19 protein-coding genes are annotated in these 16,651 nt (G+C 48.5%); 10 read left to right on the top strand and 9 right to left on the bottom strand.

What is annotated here, in order from left to right:
* Window positions 1-95: 95 nt before the first annotated feature.
* Complete coding sequence (gene rimO / locus B3Z23_RS04785) at window positions 96-1,454, bottom strand: 30S ribosomal protein S12 methylthiotransferase RimO (RefSeq protein ID WP_294902405.1); 1,359 nt, start codon at window positions 1,452-1,454, stop codon at window positions 96-98.
* A gap of 464 nt (window positions 1,455-1,918) precedes the next feature.
* On the opposite strand from rimO, the gene B3Z23_RS04780 reads away from it, so the two are divergent.
* Window positions 1,919-3,118, top strand: coding sequence for a serine hydrolase (locus B3Z23_RS04780; protein WP_294902575.1), 1,200 nt, complete (start codon window positions 1,919-1,921; stop codon window positions 3,116-3,118).
* A gap of 43 nt (window positions 3,119-3,161) precedes the next feature.
* On the opposite strand, the gene ybjG is transcribed toward B3Z23_RS04780, so the two are convergent.
* The 3 genes from ybjG to B3Z23_RS04765 all read right to left on the bottom strand — a co-directional run bounded on the left by ybjG (window position 3,162) and on the right by B3Z23_RS04765 (window position 4,686).
* Window positions 3,162-3,767 (bottom strand): undecaprenyl-diphosphate phosphatase, encoded by a 606-nt coding sequence (ybjG, locus tag B3Z23_RS04775; RefSeq protein WP_294902402.1) that lies wholly within the window; start codon window positions 3,765-3,767, stop codon window positions 3,162-3,164.
* 260 nt (window positions 3,768-4,027) lie between these two features.
* Window positions 4,028-4,393, bottom strand: a complete 366-nt coding sequence (locus B3Z23_RS04770) for a hypothetical protein (RefSeq protein WP_294902399.1) — start codon at window positions 4,391-4,393, stop codon at window positions 4,028-4,030.
* Between the two features lie 29 nt (window positions 4,394-4,422).
* Window positions 4,423-4,686: a GrxA family glutaredoxin gene (locus B3Z23_RS04765; RefSeq protein ID WP_038019711.1), complete on the bottom strand. Its 264-nt coding sequence runs from the start codon at window positions 4,684-4,686 to the stop codon at window positions 4,423-4,425.
* Window positions 4,687-4,856: 170 nt separating this feature from the next.
* Here B3Z23_RS04765 and B3Z23_RS04760 point away from each other — a divergent pair, with 170 nt between their 5' ends.
* From B3Z23_RS04760 to B3Z23_RS04725, 8 genes are all read left to right on the top strand, one after another.
* Window positions 4,857-5,096: a DUF1418 family protein gene (locus B3Z23_RS04760; RefSeq protein ID WP_294902396.1), complete on the top strand. Its 240-nt coding sequence runs from the start codon at window positions 4,857-4,859 to the stop codon at window positions 5,094-5,096.
* Between the two features lie 34 nt (window positions 5,097-5,130).
* Complete coding sequence (gene nfsA, locus B3Z23_RS04755; RefSeq protein ID WP_294902393.1) at window positions 5,131-5,853, top strand: oxygen-insensitive NADPH nitroreductase; 723 nt, start codon at window positions 5,131-5,133, stop codon at window positions 5,851-5,853.
* A gap of 261 nt (window positions 5,854-6,114) precedes the next feature.
* Window positions 6,115-6,594 (top strand): YbjN domain-containing protein, encoded by a 480-nt coding sequence (locus B3Z23_RS04750; RefSeq protein WP_294902390.1) that lies wholly within the window; start codon window positions 6,115-6,117, stop codon window positions 6,592-6,594.
* Between the two features lie 372 nt (window positions 6,595-6,966).
* A complete protein-coding gene (gene potF, locus B3Z23_RS04745) occupies window positions 6,967-8,076 on the top strand; it encodes a spermidine/putrescine ABC transporter substrate-binding protein PotF (RefSeq protein ID WP_294902387.1) in 1,110 nt (369 codons plus the stop codon).
* A 91-nt stretch (window positions 8,077-8,167) separates the two neighbouring features.
* The gene (potG, locus tag B3Z23_RS04740) at window positions 8,168-9,298 is read left to right on the top strand and encodes a putrescine ABC transporter ATP-binding subunit PotG (RefSeq protein WP_294902384.1); all 1,131 of its coding nucleotides are present in this window, start codon (window positions 8,168-8,170) and stop codon (window positions 9,296-9,298) included.
* 10 nt (window positions 9,299-9,308) lie between these two features.
* Complete coding sequence (gene potH / locus B3Z23_RS04735; RefSeq protein WP_294902381.1) at window positions 9,309-10,271, top strand: putrescine ABC transporter permease PotH; 963 nt, start codon at window positions 9,309-9,311, stop codon at window positions 10,269-10,271.
* Window positions 10,268-11,119 carry a putrescine ABC transporter permease PotI gene (potI, locus tag B3Z23_RS04730; protein WP_294902378.1) on the top strand — a complete coding sequence of 284 codons (852 nt, stop codon included), beginning with the start codon at window positions 10,268-10,270 and terminating at the stop codon, window positions 11,117-11,119. The genes potH and potI overlap by 4 nt, the downstream gene beginning before the upstream one ends.
* Window positions 11,120-11,161: 42 nt before the next feature.
* Window positions 11,162-11,614 carry a YbjO family protein gene (locus tag B3Z23_RS04725; protein WP_294902375.1) on the top strand — a complete coding sequence of 151 codons (453 nt, stop codon included), beginning with the start codon at window positions 11,162-11,164 and terminating at the stop codon, window positions 11,612-11,614.
* A gap of 89 nt (window positions 11,615-11,703) precedes the next feature.
* On the opposite strand, the gene artM is transcribed toward B3Z23_RS04725, so the two are convergent.
* Genes artM through artP form a run of 4 tightly spaced genes read right to left on the bottom strand, consistent with a single transcriptional unit; the run spans window position 11,704 to window position 14,568 of the window.
* On the bottom strand, window positions 11,704-12,372 hold the full coding sequence (gene artM / locus B3Z23_RS04720; RefSeq protein WP_294902372.1) for an arginine ABC transporter permease ArtM: 669 nt from the start codon (window positions 12,370-12,372) through the stop codon (window positions 11,704-11,706).
* Window positions 12,372-13,088, bottom strand: coding sequence for an arginine ABC transporter permease ArtQ (artQ, locus tag B3Z23_RS04715; RefSeq protein WP_294902370.1), 717 nt, complete (start codon window positions 13,086-13,088; stop codon window positions 12,372-12,374). Before artQ ends, artM begins: the two co-directional genes overlap by 1 nt.
* Window positions 13,089-13,094: 6 nt before the next feature.
* Window positions 13,095-13,826: an arginine ABC transporter substrate-binding protein gene (artJ, locus tag B3Z23_RS04710; RefSeq protein ID WP_294902367.1), complete on the bottom strand. Its 732-nt coding sequence runs from the start codon at window positions 13,824-13,826 to the stop codon at window positions 13,095-13,097.
* Between the two features lie 13 nt (window positions 13,827-13,839).
* Complete coding sequence (artP, locus tag B3Z23_RS04705) at window positions 13,840-14,568, bottom strand: arginine ABC transporter ATP-binding protein ArtP (RefSeq protein WP_038020357.1); 729 nt, start codon at window positions 14,566-14,568, stop codon at window positions 13,840-13,842.
* Window positions 14,569-14,744: 176 nt separating this feature from the next.
* On the opposite strand from artP, the gene B3Z23_RS04700 reads away from it, so the two are divergent.
* A complete protein-coding gene (locus B3Z23_RS04700) occupies window positions 14,745-15,587 on the top strand; it encodes an N-acetylmuramoyl-L-alanine amidase (protein ID WP_294902364.1) in 843 nt (280 codons plus the stop codon).
* Between the two features lie 2 nt (window positions 15,588-15,589).
* Here the strand turns inward: B3Z23_RS04700 and ltaE are convergent, their stop codons facing one another.
* Window positions 15,590-16,591 carry a low-specificity L-threonine aldolase gene (ltaE, locus tag B3Z23_RS04695; protein ID WP_294902361.1) on the bottom strand — a complete coding sequence of 334 codons (1,002 nt, stop codon included), beginning with the start codon at window positions 16,589-16,591 and terminating at the stop codon, window positions 15,590-15,592.
* Between the last annotated feature and the right edge of the window lie 60 nt (window positions 16,592-16,651).

Raw genomic sequence — 16,651 nt, 5'->3', positions numbered from 1 at the left:
TTAATGGCAAATGGAAAGTGGTCAGGCCATCCGGGTTAGATGTTTGCACCGGAGCACTGTGGCCTGTTAATCAGACCACAGTATGTCAGGATAAATTAATTGACTTTGCTGCCCCATAAATCGTATTCATCGGCATGTTCTACCCGCACACGTACGATATCTCCGGCTTTTACAGAGAACTCGCCGTTAAGATAAACCGAGCCATCAATTTCAGGCGCATCTGCCATGCTCCGGCCAACCGCACCTTCTTCATCAACTTCGTCAATCATCACCATAATTTCCCGACCGACTTTTTCTGCCAGTCGCTGTGTGGAGATTTGCTGTTGTAATTGCATAAACCGGTGATAACGCTCTTCCTTAACTTCTTCAGGCACCTGATCTGCTAACTGATTAGCCGTTGCGCCTTCCACCGGGCTGTACTTAAAGCAACCGACACGGTCAAGACGGGCTTCTTTGAGGAAGTCGAGGAGCATCGCAAAATCTTCTTCGGTTTCACCCGGGAATCCGACAATAAACGTTGAACGGAGTGTCAAATCAGGACAAACCTCGCGCCAGCGTTTAATTCGCTCCAGAGTTCGTTCCACAGACCCGGGACGTTTCATTAACTTCAGGATGCGTGGGCTGGCGTGTTGCAGAGGAATATCCAGATAAGGCAGGATTTTTCCTTCAGCCATTAGGGGGATGACTTCATCAACATGCGGATAAGGGTAAACATAGTGCAGGCGAACCCAGACACCCAACCGGGCGAGTTGCTCGCACAGGCTAACCATACTGGTTTTGACCGGTGATCCGTTCCAGAAACCGGTGCGATGTTTGACATCAACACCATAGGCAGAGGTATCCTGTGATATTACCAGCAGTTCTTTAACACCCGACTCTACCAGGCGACGGGCCTCATCCAGAACGGAGCCGATTGGACGACTATCGAGATCGCCACGCATGGAAGGGATAATACAGAACGTACAACGATGATTACACCCTTCAGAAATTTTCAGATAAGCATAGTGGCGAGGGGTCAGTTTTACACCCTGCTCTGGTACCAGAGATAAAAAAGGATTATGGGCGGGTTTAGGTGCATAGTGATGCACGTGAGATAAGACCTGCTCATAACTGTGAGGGCCAGTGATTTCCAGAACTTTTGGATGAACCTCACGGATCTGGTCTTCTTTGGCACCCAGGCAACCGGTCACAATCACTTTGCCATTCTCTGCCAGTGCTTCGCCGATAGCTTCCAGTGATTCCTGTACCGCACTGTCAATAAATCCGCAGGTGTTGACAATCACCAGGTCTGCATCGTTATAGCTGGGAACTACCTGATAACCTTCAGTTCTCAGTTCAGTCAGAATCCGCTCTGAATCTACCAGATTTTTTGGACATCCTAATGAAAGAAACCCGACTTTCGGGGCAGCAGGTAAATTATTTTCTGTAGTAGTATTTATTGTTGTTTCCGACATCGCTCAGCTCCGCTTAAGTGCAGCAATAGCGCGCGATTTTAATCCAGGATTAGGGGAAATTACACAGTAATCTGGCAGATTCGGTGCCTGTTATGTAAAGGTGGGCAGGGTAAAAGGTTAACCCCGCGAAAAATAACCCTTTTACTGTAGCGGGTGGAAAGAATGGCTGCCAGAGTATTTATTCGCTGGTCGCACGCAAGAGAGTGGCAGGGGGAGCAAAATTTGCCGGTAAAGTATACAACCCCCTCTGGCTTATGTTATTGATAGTATCGGGAACAAAATCAGTAAATTAAATTATCTGATGCTGCTGTCTGACCCGGAAGAAACTGCCTCCCGGCAGGGGAAAGCTTCAGTCCGGTGAATGTATTTGATGGTTCAAAGACAGTAAGTTTCCGGTTGCCAAAATCCTGTGGATGGACCACATTTGCGAAAACTCTTTTTTAAACAAGGACGGACTGTTAATGATGCAAAAAACATGTCATTCCCCCCGTTATCGTGCCGTGATGGTGGCTTTGTTGCTGGTTTCTCCAACGTTGGTACAGGCAGATCAACCTTCAAATGCCCCGCAAATCGATGCTAAAGCCTGGATCCTGATGGATTATAACAGTGGCAAAGTCCTGGCGGAGTCCAATGCGGATGACCGGCTTGACCCTGCCAGCCTGACAAAAATGATGACCAGCTATGTTGTCGGGCAGGCGTTAAAGTCAGGCAAAATCAAATCCACCGACATGGTTTCGATTGGTCAGGATGCCTGGGCGACCGGAAATCCTCAGTTACGTGGTTCTTCTTTGATGTTTCTGAAGCCCGGTGATCAGGTTTCGGTTTCTGATTTGAATAAAGGTATTGTCGTGCAGTCAGGTAATGATGCCTGTATTGCCCTGGCGGATTATGTCGCTGGTAGCCAGGGTGCCTTTATTGAGTTGATGAACAACTACGTTAAGCAACTGGGATTGCAAAATACTCATTTCTCTACTGTTCATGGCCTGGATGAGCCTGGACAGTATAGTACTGCGCGGGATATGGCGTTGATTGGTCAGGCGCTTATTCGCGACGTTCCGGATGAATACGCATTGAATTCGGAAAAAGAATTTTCTTTTAATAAAATCCGTCAACCGAACCGTAACCGGTTACTCTGGAGTACGGATTTACATGTGGACGGTATAAAAACTGGCTATACCTCCGGGGCCGGTAACAACCTGGTAGCCTCTGCTACCTCCGGCAATATGCGTCTGATTTCGGTAGTACTGGGTGCAAAAACCGATGCGATTCGCTTCAGAGAAAGTGAAAAGTTACTTAACTGGGGTTTCCAGTTTTATGAAACAGTTTCGCCGATTAAATCTGATAAGCCGTTTGTGCAGCAAAGGGTCTGGTTCGGAGATACTAAATATGCAGATCTGGGAGTGATTAAAAACCCTGCGGTCACTGTGCCGAAAGGCCAGGTGAAGAATCTGAAAGCAGGTTATACCCTGAACTCGCCGGCACTGGAAGCACCTCTGACGAAAGGACAAGTGGTTGGTACGGTTAATTTCCAACTGGACGGGAAAGTGATAGAGCAAAAACAACTGGTCGTACTGGAGGATGTCAAACAGGGGGGCTTCTTTAGCCGTATCTGGGATTACATCAGTTTGCAGGTGAGTTCTTTATATCACAAGTGGTTCGGCTGAGATCAATAACGGGCAAAGCATTAACTTTGCCCGTTAGCGTCATTTAATGACGTACCCAGCCTTTACGAATCATAGGTCCGAAAATATAACGGTATACTGTGCTGGCCAGTGCTAACAGACGATCCCCGTACAGAGCCCACCCGCATTGTGACGCCATACAACCAAGCATCCCCACCAGAAAACCGCCCAGCATGTCTATGGGCCAGTGAACTCCCAGATAGACCCTTGACCATGCAATACCCGTTCCGACGACCAGTAAAATTATGCCGGACCAGACCCTGTGCCAGAAAATAAACGCCAGAGCAAAAGTGAAGATAGTGGTGCCATGATCACTCGGATAGGAGCTATCCGGGCTATGGCTGAGGAACTGATAACCCAGACCGACGGCAAACGGGCGTGGATGCGGGTAAATAAGCGCAACAATGGTGGCGATGGCCAGTGCGTAAATTAACGCAGTGCCTGTTTTCAATACCAACACTCGCTGACTGGTCACCTGATTGTCTGGTCCCCATAACCACAGGGCAATAATCAGTAGCGGGACTATCGCTATCAGATCTTTGGCAAAGAAGAGAGCCAGTTCAATAAATGCGTGAGGGGAATCAGGAGTGGCGTTAATCCACAGGAAAAGAATGTGGTTAAGGTTTTCCATTATTTCATGCAGTCCTTATCATCGTTCGGCGCGATGTTACAGCGTTCGGCCTCGGAGCTATTTTAAATCAGAGCGTCAGCCTACTGTCTGGTGATTAAGATAATCTTAACAGCATAAAACAACGTCACGGAAAGTAAATAATCCTGGTCTTATTTCTTGTTTTAATGTGCTTTTGCTGTTCAGTAGCATGAAGTGTTGTGACAGGCGGTAGAAATAAAAAACCCGCCAGTAAACTGGCGGGACCCGAACATCAGGGGACTTTAAAGAAAAGCAGTGGCATAAGGTATGACGACCAGAGTCAGGGAAAGTTCGCTTCTGTACAAAAATTTAACTAATACATGGCCAAATAAGCACAATAAGCGTTCCCGCCCGGGGGGAGTAGCAATGCGAGGGCCAGCCTCATTACCCATACCAAAAATAAACACAACAAAACCGGGAATGGACTCGCGGGTATTAATAGCGAAATTCTTCTCTGTAAGCGCAGGAGAGTGACAGCCCATCGGTTCGTGGAGGGATACCACTAAAGGCGGATTTCTGAAGAGGGTTTGTGGTAACTGGCGATGGCCCGTCACAAGGATTTCAGCGGCGGATAACGGGTCAACAGAACACACTGATGTCAGGTGCATGGCAGGAAACCATGCACCTGACTGAAGCATTACTGGTAGAGACCGAGATTCTCTTTTGCATAGGCTTCGAAGTCGGTAAAACCGCCAACGTGCAGTTGATCAAGGAAAATCTGCGGTACTGTTTCCACTGGCTTACCGACCGTTTTTTCCAGGTCTGCTTTAGTAATCCCTTCAGCATGAATATCGACGTAGCGATAGTTAAAATCATCGCGCTCTTCGGTTAATTTCTCTGCAAGGTCTTTAGCACGGACACAATAGGGGCAACCCGGACGACCAAAAATCACAGCAAACATAGCGATCTCCTGTGTAAGTAATATCAGATTTCAATACAATAAAGTGTGTGTATCATGCCTGTCAGTCGGCCTGATTAAAAGCAGGAAATACCTGTCAGTCTGAATGCTACTATCAATCAGCGGCCCGGGACTATGGCGGTCGCACAATCGGTAAAAGAGGAGCCCATTGAATGCAGGATAGTACGCGATTACCCCGCAGGCTGATTATTCTGGAAGTTATTGGTATTTTCTTCGTTCTGCTCGCGTTAGTGTTACTCAATAGTGGTACAGGATTAAGAGCAGCCGCAGATGACCCTGTCCTTGCTAAAATCAGCCTGTTTTGCGGGGTGATTATGATTTTACCTGCGGTTAGTTTACTCATCTGGCGTACGCTTAAAGCAATGTTTCCGAAATTATCCGGTCGAAAATAATCATTGCCCTCATCATTTCATAAAGGAGAAAGTCATGACCCCAACGATCGATTTACTCTGCGATCATAGTTCTGTGCGGGCCTTCAAACAGCAGCCAGTCTCCGAACAACAGCGTCATGCTATTCTCAATGCAGCACAGTCTGCGTCTACCTCCAGTTTTTTACAATGTAGTTCCATTATCCGCATCAGCGATCGTCAAAAGCGTGATCGTCTGGCTGAACTGGCAGGGCATCAACCCTGGGTCAGTGCTGCAGCAGAATTCTGGGTGTTTTGTGCTGACTTTAACCGCCATCAACAAATTTGCCCGCAGGCCGAACTGGGGCTGGCTGAACAGTTATTACTGGGTTGTGTTGATACGGCTTTGATGGCACAGAATGCTATGGTCGCTGCAGAATCAATGGGAATGGGCGGGGTTTTTATTGGCGGTTTGCGAAATAACCCGCACGAAGTGACTGAGTTGTTGGAATTGCCACGCTTTGTGTTACCACTTTTCGGACTGTGCATTGGCTGGCCTGATACAAAACCTGAAGTTAAACCACGTATGCCGCAGACTCTTCTGGTACACGAAAATCGGTATCAACCTGTTGATCCACAGGCGCTGGAAGAGTATGACCAGCATATTCTGGCCTATTACCAGCAACGCGCAACCAACAGCCGTCAGGAAAGCTGGAGTGAAATGATTCAACGGACGATCATTAAAGAAAACCGTCCATTTATGTTAGATTTTCTGCATCAGCAAGGTTGGGCAATTCGCTAAACCTTTTACCCTCCTGATTTTATTAATCGTTTTCGGAGGGTGCACAACAAACGCCCGCAAATCCGGGGTAGCACCGTCCTGGTGCATAGCGTTGCATCAGGGTAGTGCGTTGTCCCCAAAAGTTAGATGATCCTATTCCGCTGATCTGGTGTCTCATTCTGTTAATTTATGTGGTCCCGGTAGTGCTTTTTTCCGAATGCAGTGGTGTTTACTGTCATTCATGCGTAATCTATTGCGCTGGTTCTTTCGCCGGATATGAAAATGGAAACACTGGTCAGGCCAGAAACTCAAACACTGTGTGAATGGATGGATAAGCAACATATCGAATGGTTCGAATGTGACAGCTGCCAGGCACTGCATTTACCCGCGATGCAGAGTTTTGATGGCGTTTTTGATGCAAAGCTGGATATTGCGGACAATATTATTTTATTTACTGCCAGAGCAGAAGTCAGACCTTCCGCGCTGTTATCTTTGGCCGGTGAACTGTCCCACATCAATGCCAGTTCTCTGACAGCCAAAGCCTTTCTTGATGTTCAGGATGAGACTATCCCAAAACTGATTGTTTGCCAGTCGCTGAATATTGAATGTGGCATCACCTGTTCTCAGTTTGTTTACTTTATGCAGCAAAGTGAAGCCCAGGCCTCAATGATCATTATGGAAGCTTTTGCCAGTCATATGCTGATGGTGGCTGATGACAGTGATACGCTGCAACCTCTTTCGCGTCAGGCTGTACTTCATTAATCTTCAATAATGCCCACTACTGCTCTCCAGTGCGGGAGTAGTTTTGAGCAATTAATTTCTGGATCCCTCCATAAGATATGCCGCTTTCAGCGGTTTTTTTTGGTTTTTATTTCCAATAGATGGCGGTTATTGCCATATAAAATTCTAAGATTCGCCGCCGGACCCGACTGAGTTGGTTTTTTGTACCGCTGCATGGCGTAAACCCGTGTGGAGTTATATTCTTGCAACAGCCTTATGTAACCCCGGGTTTCAATGGTTACTTTTGATAAAGCCACAGCGTAAATGATTTTTATTAAGGTTGTCTGGAAAATGGCGTCAATTTTGCATCGCCTGAGCGGGTTTTTTCATTTTTGGTGTCGGAGGAAGGAAAATATGTTCAGCCAGGGTAAAAAATGGTTACCGGCAGTTATTGCCGGGGCACTGATGGCAATTTCTGCAACTACGGTGGCAGATCAAAAAGTCTTACATGTTTACAATTGGTCGGACTATATTGCTCCGGACACGGTCGCCAATTTTGAAAAACAAACGGGTATCAAAGTTGTTTACGATGTGTTTGACTCGAATGAAGTGCTGGAAGGAAAACTGATGGCCGGGAATACCGGCTACGATGTTGTAGTACCTTCTTCCAGTTTCCTGGCTCGTCAACTGCAATCCGGCGTGTTCCAGCCGCTGGATAAGAGCAAATTACCTAATTATAAAAACCTTGATCCGGAACTGATGGCAAAAATTGCTCAGCATGATCCGGGTAATAAATATGCGATCCCTTATCTGTGGGCGACGACCGGCATTGGCTATAACATTGATAAAGTTCGTCAGGTATTGGGCAAAGATGCCCCGGTAGACAGCTGGGATCTGGTTCTTAATCCTGACAACCTGAAAAAACTCCAGAGCTGCGGTGTGTCATTCCTCGATGCTCCCGAAGAGATCTTCGCCACTGTACTGAATTATTTGGGTAAAGATCCTAACAGCAGCAATCCGAAAGATTACTCCGGGGCTGCGACCGATCTGTTACTCAAATTACGTCCAAATATCCGTTATTTCCATTCATCTCAATATATCAATGACCTGGCTAACGGTAACATCTGTGTTGCTATCGGTTGGGCAGGGGATGTTTTGCAGGCAAAAAACCGCGCTGATACGGCTAAAAATGGTGTTCACCTGGCTTACAGTATTCCGAAACAGGGGGCTCTGGCATTCTTCGATACGATGGCAATCCCTAAAGATGCCAAAAACACCGAAGAGGCGTATGCATGGCTTAACTACATCATGGATCCTAAGGTCATCGCCAATATTTCGAACAGTGTTTACTACGCAAACGGAAATAAAGCTTCACTGCCATTTATTAATGCAGATGTCCGTAATAACCCGGGCATATTTCCGACCCCGGAAGTGATGAAAAAACTGTTTGTCCTGAAAGTGCAGGATCCTAAATTAGATCGTGTCCGTACCCGTGCCTGGACCCGGGTGAAAAGCGGCCAGTAATTCATGGTGTCATGAAAAACGTCAGTAGGTGCCGGTGGTATGTCGGGCTTACTGACTCTCTGTTCTGATTTTGCTGTTCCGGAGATATGCCGTGGTTAATGATATCCGCCCGCAACCTAAAACGGCTAAGCCGCTTACCCCGTTACTCGAAATACGTAATCTCACCAAATCATTCGACGGGCAGAACGCTGTCGATGATGTCAGTCTAACCATCTATAAAGGGGAAATTTTTGCTCTGCTTGGGGCATCCGGCTGCGGGAAATCAACATTGCTAAGAATGTTGGCGGGCTTTGAAACGCCAACCCACGGGCAAATTATTCTTGAGGGTAAAGATCTCTCCAGCGTGCCACCCTACCAGCGCCCAGTGAATATGATGTTCCAGTCTTATGCTCTGTTTCCGCACATGACAGTTGAACAGAATATCGCCTTTGGTCTGAAGCAGGACCGGCTGCCTAAAGCAGAAATTACAGCCCGTGTCGAAGAAATGCTGATGCTGGTTCACATGCAGGAATATGCCAAAAGAAAACCTCACCAACTTTCCGGAGGTCAGCGGCAACGGGTGGCATTAGCCCGAAGCCTCGCCAAACGACCGAGGTTGTTACTGCTCGATGAACCCATGGGAGCGCTGGATAAAAAATTACGTGACCGGATGCAGCTGGAGGTTGTGGATATTCTGGAGCGGGTAGGGGCAACCTGTGTCATGGTGACTCACGATCAGGAAGAAGCCATGACGATGGCCGGCCGTATTGCCATCATGAATCGCGGTAAATTTATCCAGCTGGGAGAACCGGAGGATATCTATGAGCATCCAACCAGTCGATACAGTGCCGAATTTATTGGTTCTGTGAATGTGTTTGAGGGTGTACTCACCCAAAAACTACCCGATGGCATGATTATCAGCAGTCCTGGTCTGGAGTTTCCACTGAAAGTAGACAGTGCAGAGACTGTTACCGAAAATGTGCCGGTTTGCGTTGCACTTCGTCCGGAGAAAGTCATGCTTTGCACTGAGTTTCCAGCAGACGGTTATAACATTGCCCGTGGCGAAGTCGTACATATTGCCTATCTGGGAGATTTATCGGTCTACCATGTTCGTCTTGCCAGTGGACAGATGCTGAGTGCTCAGTTGCAGAATGCTAATCGCTACCGGGCTGGCGCACCGGTCTGGGGAGACCAGGTGAATTTATGCTGGGAAACAGACAGTTGTGTCGTTCTGACGGCCTGAGGAGGATGTTATGACTGAACTGTTTCGTGCGGAGCATGACAAACCGGTGGTGGTGGATAAAATAAAGCCCGGGCTACGTGAACGTTTGCAGATGAAGCACGGCCGTAAACTGGTGATCCTTGTACCGGCTTTGTGGCTGGTGGTCTTTTTTTTACTGCCGTTTCTCATCGTCCTGAAAATCAGCTTTGCCGATATTGCCCGGGCTATTCCGCCTTATACTGAGCTATTGAGCTGGGCTGACGATCAGTTAAGTTTTGTCCTTGATTTCGGCAATTATCTGCAGTTAACCGATGACCCGTTGTATCTTGATGCCTATCTGCAATCGCTGAAGACCGCCGCTATCTCGACGGTGATCTGCCTGGTCATTGCTTATCCACTGGCCTGGGCCGTGGCTCACAGTAAACCTGCAACCCGTAATATCCTGTTATTGTTGGTAGTATTGCCCTCATGGGTCTCCTTCCTGGTGAGAGTATATGCCTGGATGGGACTACTGAATAATAATGGCATACTGAATCGTTTCCTGCTGTGGTTAGGGGTTATCGATCACCCGTTGGTTATTTTGTATACCAATGTTGCCGTCTATATCGGTATTGTTTACTGTTACCTGCCGTTTATGGTGTTGCCAATATATACCGCGTTAATTCGCATCGATTATTCGTTGGTGGAAGCCTCCCAGGATTTAGGAGCCAGACCTTTACAGACATTTTTCAGCGTTATCGTTCCGTTAACCCGTGGCGGTATTATTGCCGGGTCGATGCTGGTATTTATTCCGGCAGTGGGTGAGTACGTTATTCCTGAGCTGTTGGGTGGTCCGGACAGCATCATGATTGGCAGGATTTTGTGGCAGGAGTTTTTCAACAACCGTGACTGGCCGGTGGCATCAGCACTGGCAGTGATTATATTACTGATCCTGATACTGCCGATTATCTGGTTCCATAAGCAGCAGAATAAACAATCAGGAGCTGAACGATGAATGTACTACCGGTATCACGTTCGCCATGGCGGATCATCATTTTGCTACTGTGTTTCACGTTTTTGTATGCACCGATGCTGTTGCTGGTGGTGTATTCATTTAACAGCTCTGCACTGGTCACTGTCTGGGATCATTTCTCTGTGCGTTGGTACCGACAGCTGTTTCAGGACAGTGCTATGATAGATGCAGTGGTGCTAAGTCTGTCGGTTGCCGCGATGGCGGCCTGTATGGCCGTGGTTCTGGGGACACTGGCAGCCTTTGCTATTGTCAGATTTGGCCGGTTTCGCGGTAATAAAAGTTTTGCATTTATGCTGACAGCACCACTGGTTATGCCAGATGTTATCACCGGCTTATCATTACTGTTGTTATTTGTTGCCATGGCGAAGGCATTTGGCTGGCCGTCTGACAGGGGGGCGCTGACTATCTGGATGGCACATGTGACTTTCTGTACGGCCTACGTGTCAGTGGTGATTAACGCCCGGTTACGGGAACTGGATCGTTCTTTTGAAGAGGCGGCACTCGATCTTGGTGCAGGCCCTGTTAAAGTCTTTTTTGTCATTACTCTGCCAATGATATTGCCGGCAGTGGTCACTGGCTGGTTACTGGCATTTACCCTGTCACTGGACGATTTGGTAATTTCCAGCTTTGTGACAGGACCTGGTGCGACAACTCTGCCAATGGCTATTTTTGCCGCAGTCCGGCGCGGGGTCAATCCGGAGATTAATGCACTGGCATCCTTAATATTGTTTATCGTGGGGCTGGTCGGATTCATCGCCTGGCGGATGATGGCTCAGGAAGAGAAAAAGCGGATACGGGATGGTCACAACGCACGTCATGAGACTTCCTGACTACCGAACCGGAAGAGCGGTCAAATACAGGAGAAGCACCTGATGCCAGGGATAGCCGACAAGGCACGAAGTCGTTTACCAGCACCGGTTATCGCTGCAGTGATGGCGATAATTGTAACGCGATTGTTTAACCTGCTGATGTGTCTTTGGCATCCGGAAGGTCCGCCTCGTGACGGCGTATTTCAGGAGCTCACTACTCCGCCAGGTTATTTATTGCTGTTTGGTGTGTTACTGGCCGAACTGATCAGTGCCGGTTTATTGCTGGTAGGCTGGCGAGGTGGCAGGCTCATTTTTACCGGATGCCTGTGTCTGACGTTAGCGATGGCAGGGATATTTGGCGGGCAGGTTCCGGGGCTTACTGACGGGTTAGATGTTGCCGATGTAAGCCAGTTGAGTGTGCATCTGTTACTACAGAAAATCCCGGACATGGTAATTTTGCTGATGCTCTATCTGCCGGCCAGCAGCCGGTATTATTTTCGTGGTAAACAGAGGTAGCAGGGCAGACATAAATAAGTTTTTCGGCTCAGTAATCAGCCGTAGAGCAGAAATGTCGCGGGCAGCTTAAATTATTCTGCCCGCATTTGTCAGTTACGGCGTTCGAAACGCAGAGCATAGTGTTCTACGCCACGCAATAACAGGGTCAGCAACCCGTTGATACAAAGATAGATAATCCCTGCTGCAATAAATACCGTGACGTCATAACTGCGGCCAAACAACAACTGGCCCTGACCCATCACATCCATCAGGGTAATGGTATAAGCCAGCGAAGTGCTCTTAAAAATTAGAATCACTTCGTTGGAATACGCAGAAAGGGCACGTTTAAAAGCATAGGGCAACAAAATACGCAGTGTCTGCCCCTTACTCATGCCCAAAGCGACGCAGGATTGCCATTGCCCCGGGGCTATCGCTTTTACCGCACCATAGAATAACTGGGTGGTATAAGCTGCGCTGTTCAGGGATAACGCTACGATGGCACACAACCAGGGCTGGGAGAGCAGCGACCATAAATGAGGATAGTGTTGTAACTGTGGAAACTGTCCAGGCCCATAATAGATCAGGAAGATCTGAACCAGCAACGGAGTCCCGGTAAACAGAGTGATGTATAATTTAACCGCTCTGCCGGCCAGTGGCTTTTTCAGCGCCAGAATCAACGTAAAGAGGACCGCCAGAATCAACGCAATTACTATCGATGACAAAGTCAGAAACAGGCTGACAGGCAAGCCTTTCAGCAACTGAGGAAAATACTCAGACATCAGGCATTCTCCTGTTCAAACCGGGTCGCGCGAAGCTCCACCCGCTTCAAAATAAACTGGCTGACCAGGGTCACCAGCAGGTAAACCGCCGCAGCAATTAAATACCATGTAAAAGGTTGTTGGGTGCGGATAGCAATACTTTTGGTTTGTAACATCAGGTCATTGACGCTGATCAGTGAGACCAGTGCCGTATCCTTCAGCAATACCAACCACTGATTTCCCAGTCCCGGTAGGGCATGGCGCCACATTTGTGGCAGAATTAACCGGCGGAAGATGGTGAATTTTTTCATTCCCAGAGCCTGCCCCGATTCCCACTGACCGTTGGGAACGGCTTTCAGGGCACCACGCAAAGTCTGGGAAGCATAAGATGAATATAACAGCGCTAACGCAATCACCCCGCAAAGAAACGGACTGACATTAAAGTCACTGATGGTCATCTGGATATGAAACCGGGTAAATCCTAACGGGATATCAAAACCATCAGACAGAGTCAGCAATACCTGTGAGGCGCCAAAGTAAATTCCGAGCACGACCAGAATTTCCGGTAATCCCCGCAAAATAGTCACCAGTAAGGTTCCGGGCCAGGCCAACACTTTGAAACGCAGAGATTCCCAGCCGGCAAACAGCATTGCCAGCAACAGGCCGATCATCAGGGCGCAAACGGCAAGGCCGACGGTCATCCCGGCGGCACTTGCTATAGCAAATAAGTCAATCATCAGAGGTTACTGCTGAAACCATTTGTGGTAAATCTTCTGATACTCACCGTCAGCTTTTACGGCAGTCAGGCCATCATTCAGAGACTTCTGCAGTGCGGTATTACCCTGGCGGACGGCAATTCCCAGTCCGGTACCAAAGTAATCTTTGTCGGTGACTTTATTACCCACCGCGCCAAGTTTAGGATCTTTCTTCAGCCACTCATTGACAACGGCAGTGTCTCCAAACACAGCATTCAGGCGGCCATTCTGCAGATCCAACATGGCATTTTGATAACTGTCATAAGGTACCATGGTAATTTCAGGGTGCTTGTCTGTCAGATATTTCTGGTGAGTTGTTCCGTTCTGAACACCTACACGTAAACCTTTCAGAGAGGCGATATCAGTAAACTTACCTTTCTGAGCAATAAACAGCGCTGAGTTGTCATAATAGGCCTGAGTGAACAGTACCTGCTTTTCACGGTCCGGCGTAATATCCATACCTGCCATGACCGCATCATAACGACGGAATTTCAGTCCGGGGATCAGGCTGTCAAAGGACTGATTACTGAATACGCAGGTCGCATCAATTTTTTTGCAGATAGCGTTGGCCAGATCCACGTCAAAGCCCTGGATTTTGTTATCCGCGCCAATAAACTCAAACGGAGGATAAGAGGCTTCGGTGGCAAAATGCAGTGTAGTGGCAGCGGAGGCACTGAGGCTGGCACTGGCCAGCAGGGCGGCTAAAATGATTTTTTTCATCGTTATTATCCGGTTAGTGAGACAGGTAGTGTGCAAATTCAGGGGTCTGCGGCTGACTAAAATGCCCGGCATCACCCTGTTCAATAATGTGACCGTTTTCCATGTATACCACGCGGCTGGCCGTTTTACGGGCAACCTCGACCTCATGTGTAACAATCACCTGAGTAATATGGGTTCGTGATAATTCACGAATGATATCGACCACCTGGCTGGTGATTTCCGGGTCCAGCGCTGCGGTAGGTTCATCAAACAACAATACCCGGGGCTCCATCATCAAAGCTCTGGCAATGGCCACACGTTGCTGCTGGCCGCCGGACAGGTGAAGCGGAAAACGGCTGGCGAACGGCGTGAGCTTCAGTCTTTCCAGTAAGCCATTGGCACGCTGTACTGCAGCCTCTTTACTCAGCCCCAGCACTCTGCATGGAGCTTCGGTCAGGTTCTGCATCACGGTTAAATGTGGCCAGAGATTATACTGCTGAAACACAATTCCTACATTACGTCGAAGTTCACGAATATCGTTTTCAGAAGGTTTATTACTGAAATTGAACTGATTACCGGCAATTGAAAGTTCGCCGGAGCGTGGCATTTCCAGTAGATTGAGTACCCGCAGGAGCGAGCTTTTACCTGCACCACTCGGACCGAGTAGTACCAGTGTTTCACCCCGGGGACAATTCAGACTAATGTCGAACAGTGCCTGGTGCTCGCCATAAAAGCAGTTAATCCCGTTTAATTGAATACTCATGCGTAAAAATTGAATAGTGGTAAAGTGGTCAGATAGTAACGTTGCCAGCATAGTTATGCAATTCCGCTGGTTCAAAATTATTTTAATGCCTTATGTGGTCAGGACTGCAGCAGAATGTGTTGTGGTACGTGTTGTAGCCAGATGTTACAGAACCTGGGGCAGTGGCAGGAAACAAAATGAAACGAAGTTGGTTATTGCTGGCCGTGCTGCTGTGCGGTTGCCATGCTCCGGGCATCAATCAGTATGCGGGTTATTCAGTCGATAATCGTCATCAGGCTACGGGCCAGGAACCACGGGTGCAGATGGTGGTTATTCATTACACTGCGGAGAACAATGTGGATTCGTTGCACATTCTCACGACAGAGAAGGTCAGCGCTCATTATCTGATCCCTAATCCGACTACGGCTGGTGCCGGCAGCGCAGACATTCAACAGTTGGTTCCCGAATCTCAGGTGGCATGGCATGCGGGACAGAGCAGCTGGCAGGGGATGACTCACCTGAATAACATTTCGGTCGGTATAGAACTGGTCAACCGGGGATACTACCGTACGACCGGAGGGTATCGTTGTGATGTGTACCCGGCCAGGCAAATTACCGTACTCACGAAGTTACTGCAGGATATCATTAATCGTTATCATATCCCTCCACAGAATATTGTCGGCCACAGTGACATCGCGCCGTTACGAAAACAGGACCCGGGCCCATGTTTTCCGTGGCAGACTTTGGCAAGGCAAGGGCTGGGGGCATGGCCTGACCCGCGAAGGGTGACATTCTGGATGGCAGGCCGGGCACCTTTACAAGCCACGGACCCAACCATTTTGGTGGGGTTATTGCACCAGTACGGCTACGGTCTGGACGAGAAAGCATCTGAGTCACAACAATACACAGTGATCAAAGCATTTCAGATGCATTTCAGACCCTGGCTGGTCAGCGGAGAAGCTGATGCCCAAACAGAAGCTATTGCCAGGGCGTTGTTAGAAAAGTATGGCTCACTATACTCAATTAGCAGCAAGTCTTAAGGTTACTGTTGTAAAAAAGCTTTCCAGACGCTAATGACTTGTTGCAGTACCTGACGGTCGGCATCGATATGAGTGACCAGCCGGGTCCTTGCTGAAAAACTGATACGAATATTATGTTGATCCATCCACTGCTGAAGCGGCGCTATCTGTGTTTCTGCCAGGCGAATAAACAGCATATTGGTGTGCTGGCATTCCACATCAACACCAAGTTCAGTTAATTCCTGCGCCATCCAGCGGGCATTTTCGTGATCTTCTGCCAGACGTTCCACGTTGTGATCCAGGGCATAAATGCCTGCTGCGGCCAGAATTCCGGCCTGGCGCATTCCACCCCCGGTCATTTTGCGCCAGCGGTTGGCTTCATCGATAAACTCACGGCTGCCACACAGCAAAGATCCGACCGGTGTCCCGAGTCCTTTTGATAAACAGATTGACAGGCTGTCACAGTAACGGCTGAGTGACTCCAGTGGCTGGCCGCAGGCTACCGCTGCGTTAAAAATACGGGCGCCATCCACATGCAGGCCCAGCTGATGCTGGCGTGAGAAATCAAACACTTCTTTCAGATAGGGTAATGGCAGCACTTTACCATGGTGGGTATTTTCGATGCTGATAAGCCGGGTACGGGCAAAATGGATATCACGGGGTTTGATAACTTTACGGATTTCCTCTAACGGCAAGGTTCCGTCATCCAGTGCCATGACCGGCTGAGGCTGAATACTCCCCAGAACCGCGGCACCGCCGGCTTCATATTTATAATTATGGGCTAGCTGGCCGGCAATATATTCATCACCACGCTGACAATGGCTGAGCAAAGCCACCAGATTAGCCTGGGTACCTGAAGGAAAAAACAGCGCGGCCTGTTTACCACTCAATGCAGCCGCTTTTTCCTGCAGAGTGTTAACCGTAGGATCATCACCATAGACATCATCGCCTGTCGGTGCGGCCATCATCTTACTTAACATCTCAGCACCCGGCCGGGTCACAGTATCACTTCGTAAATCAATCACAGGCTGCTCCGCAGTATCAGAAAGAGTATCAGGTTAGGAGGCCACCGCAGTGGCCATACC

This window comes from Tatumella sp. UBA2305, assembly GCF_002345795.1.
Classification (GTDB): domain Bacteria; phylum Pseudomonadota; class Gammaproteobacteria; order Enterobacterales; family Enterobacteriaceae; genus Tatumella; species Tatumella morbirosei.
The sequence above is the reverse complement of the archived record's forward strand: the minus strand, read 5'-3'. Positions and strand labels throughout refer to the sequence as shown.

Bases quoted from the DNA above. Each gene is read 5' to 3' on its own strand.
- artM (WP_294902372.1), bottom strand. From the start codon at position 12,372: ATGTCTGAGTATTTTCCTCAGTTGCTGAAAGGCTTGCCTGTCAGCCTG.
- artP (WP_038020357.1), bottom strand. From the start codon at position 14,568: ATGAGTATTCAATTAAACGGGATTAACTGCTTTTATGGCGAGCACCAG.
- nfsA (WP_294902393.1), top strand. From the start codon at position 5,131: ATGACCCCAACGATCGATTTACTCTGCGATCATAGTTCTGTGCGGGCC.
- potH (WP_294902381.1), top strand. From the start codon at position 9,309: ATGACTGAACTGTTTCGTGCGGAGCATGACAAACCGGTGGTGGTGGAT.
- B3Z23_RS04760 (WP_294902396.1), top strand. From the start codon at position 4,857: ATGCAGGATAGTACGCGATTACCCCGCAGGCTGATTATTCTGGAAGTT.
- B3Z23_RS04770 (WP_294902399.1), bottom strand. From the start codon at position 4,393: ATGCACCTGACATCAGTGTGTTCTGTTGACCCGTTATCCGCCGCTGAA.
- B3Z23_RS04725 (WP_294902375.1), top strand. From the start codon at position 11,162: ATGCCAGGGATAGCCGACAAGGCACGAAGTCGTTTACCAGCACCGGTT.
- potI (WP_294902378.1), top strand. From the start codon at position 10,268: ATGAATGTACTACCGGTATCACGTTCGCCATGGCGGATCATCATTTTG.
- B3Z23_RS04780 (WP_294902575.1), top strand. From the start codon at position 1,919: ATGCAAAAAACATGTCATTCCCCCCGTTATCGTGCCGTGATGGTGGCT.
- ybjG (WP_294902402.1), bottom strand. From the start codon at position 3,767: ATGGAAAACCTTAACCACATTCTTTTCCTGTGGATTAACGCCACTCCT.
- B3Z23_RS04700 (WP_294902364.1), top strand. From the start codon at position 14,745: ATGAAACGAAGTTGGTTATTGCTGGCCGTGCTGCTGTGCGGTTGCCAT.
- B3Z23_RS04765 (WP_038019711.1), bottom strand. From the start codon at position 4,686: ATGTTTGCTGTGATTTTTGGTCGTCCGGGTTGCCCCTATTGTGTCCGT.
- B3Z23_RS04750 (WP_294902390.1), top strand. From the start codon at position 6,115: ATGGAAACACTGGTCAGGCCAGAAACTCAAACACTGTGTGAATGGATG.
- rimO (WP_294902405.1), bottom strand. From the start codon at position 1,454: ATGTCGGAAACAACAATAAATACTACTACAGAAAATAATTTACCTGCT.
- artJ (WP_294902367.1), bottom strand. From the start codon at position 13,826: ATGAAAAAAATCATTTTAGCCGCCCTGCTGGCCAGTGCCAGCCTCAGT.
- artQ (WP_294902370.1), bottom strand. From the start codon at position 13,088: ATGATTGACTTATTTGCTATAGCAAGTGCCGCCGGGATGACCGTCGGC.
- potF (WP_294902387.1), top strand. From the start codon at position 6,967: ATGTTCAGCCAGGGTAAAAAATGGTTACCGGCAGTTATTGCCGGGGCA.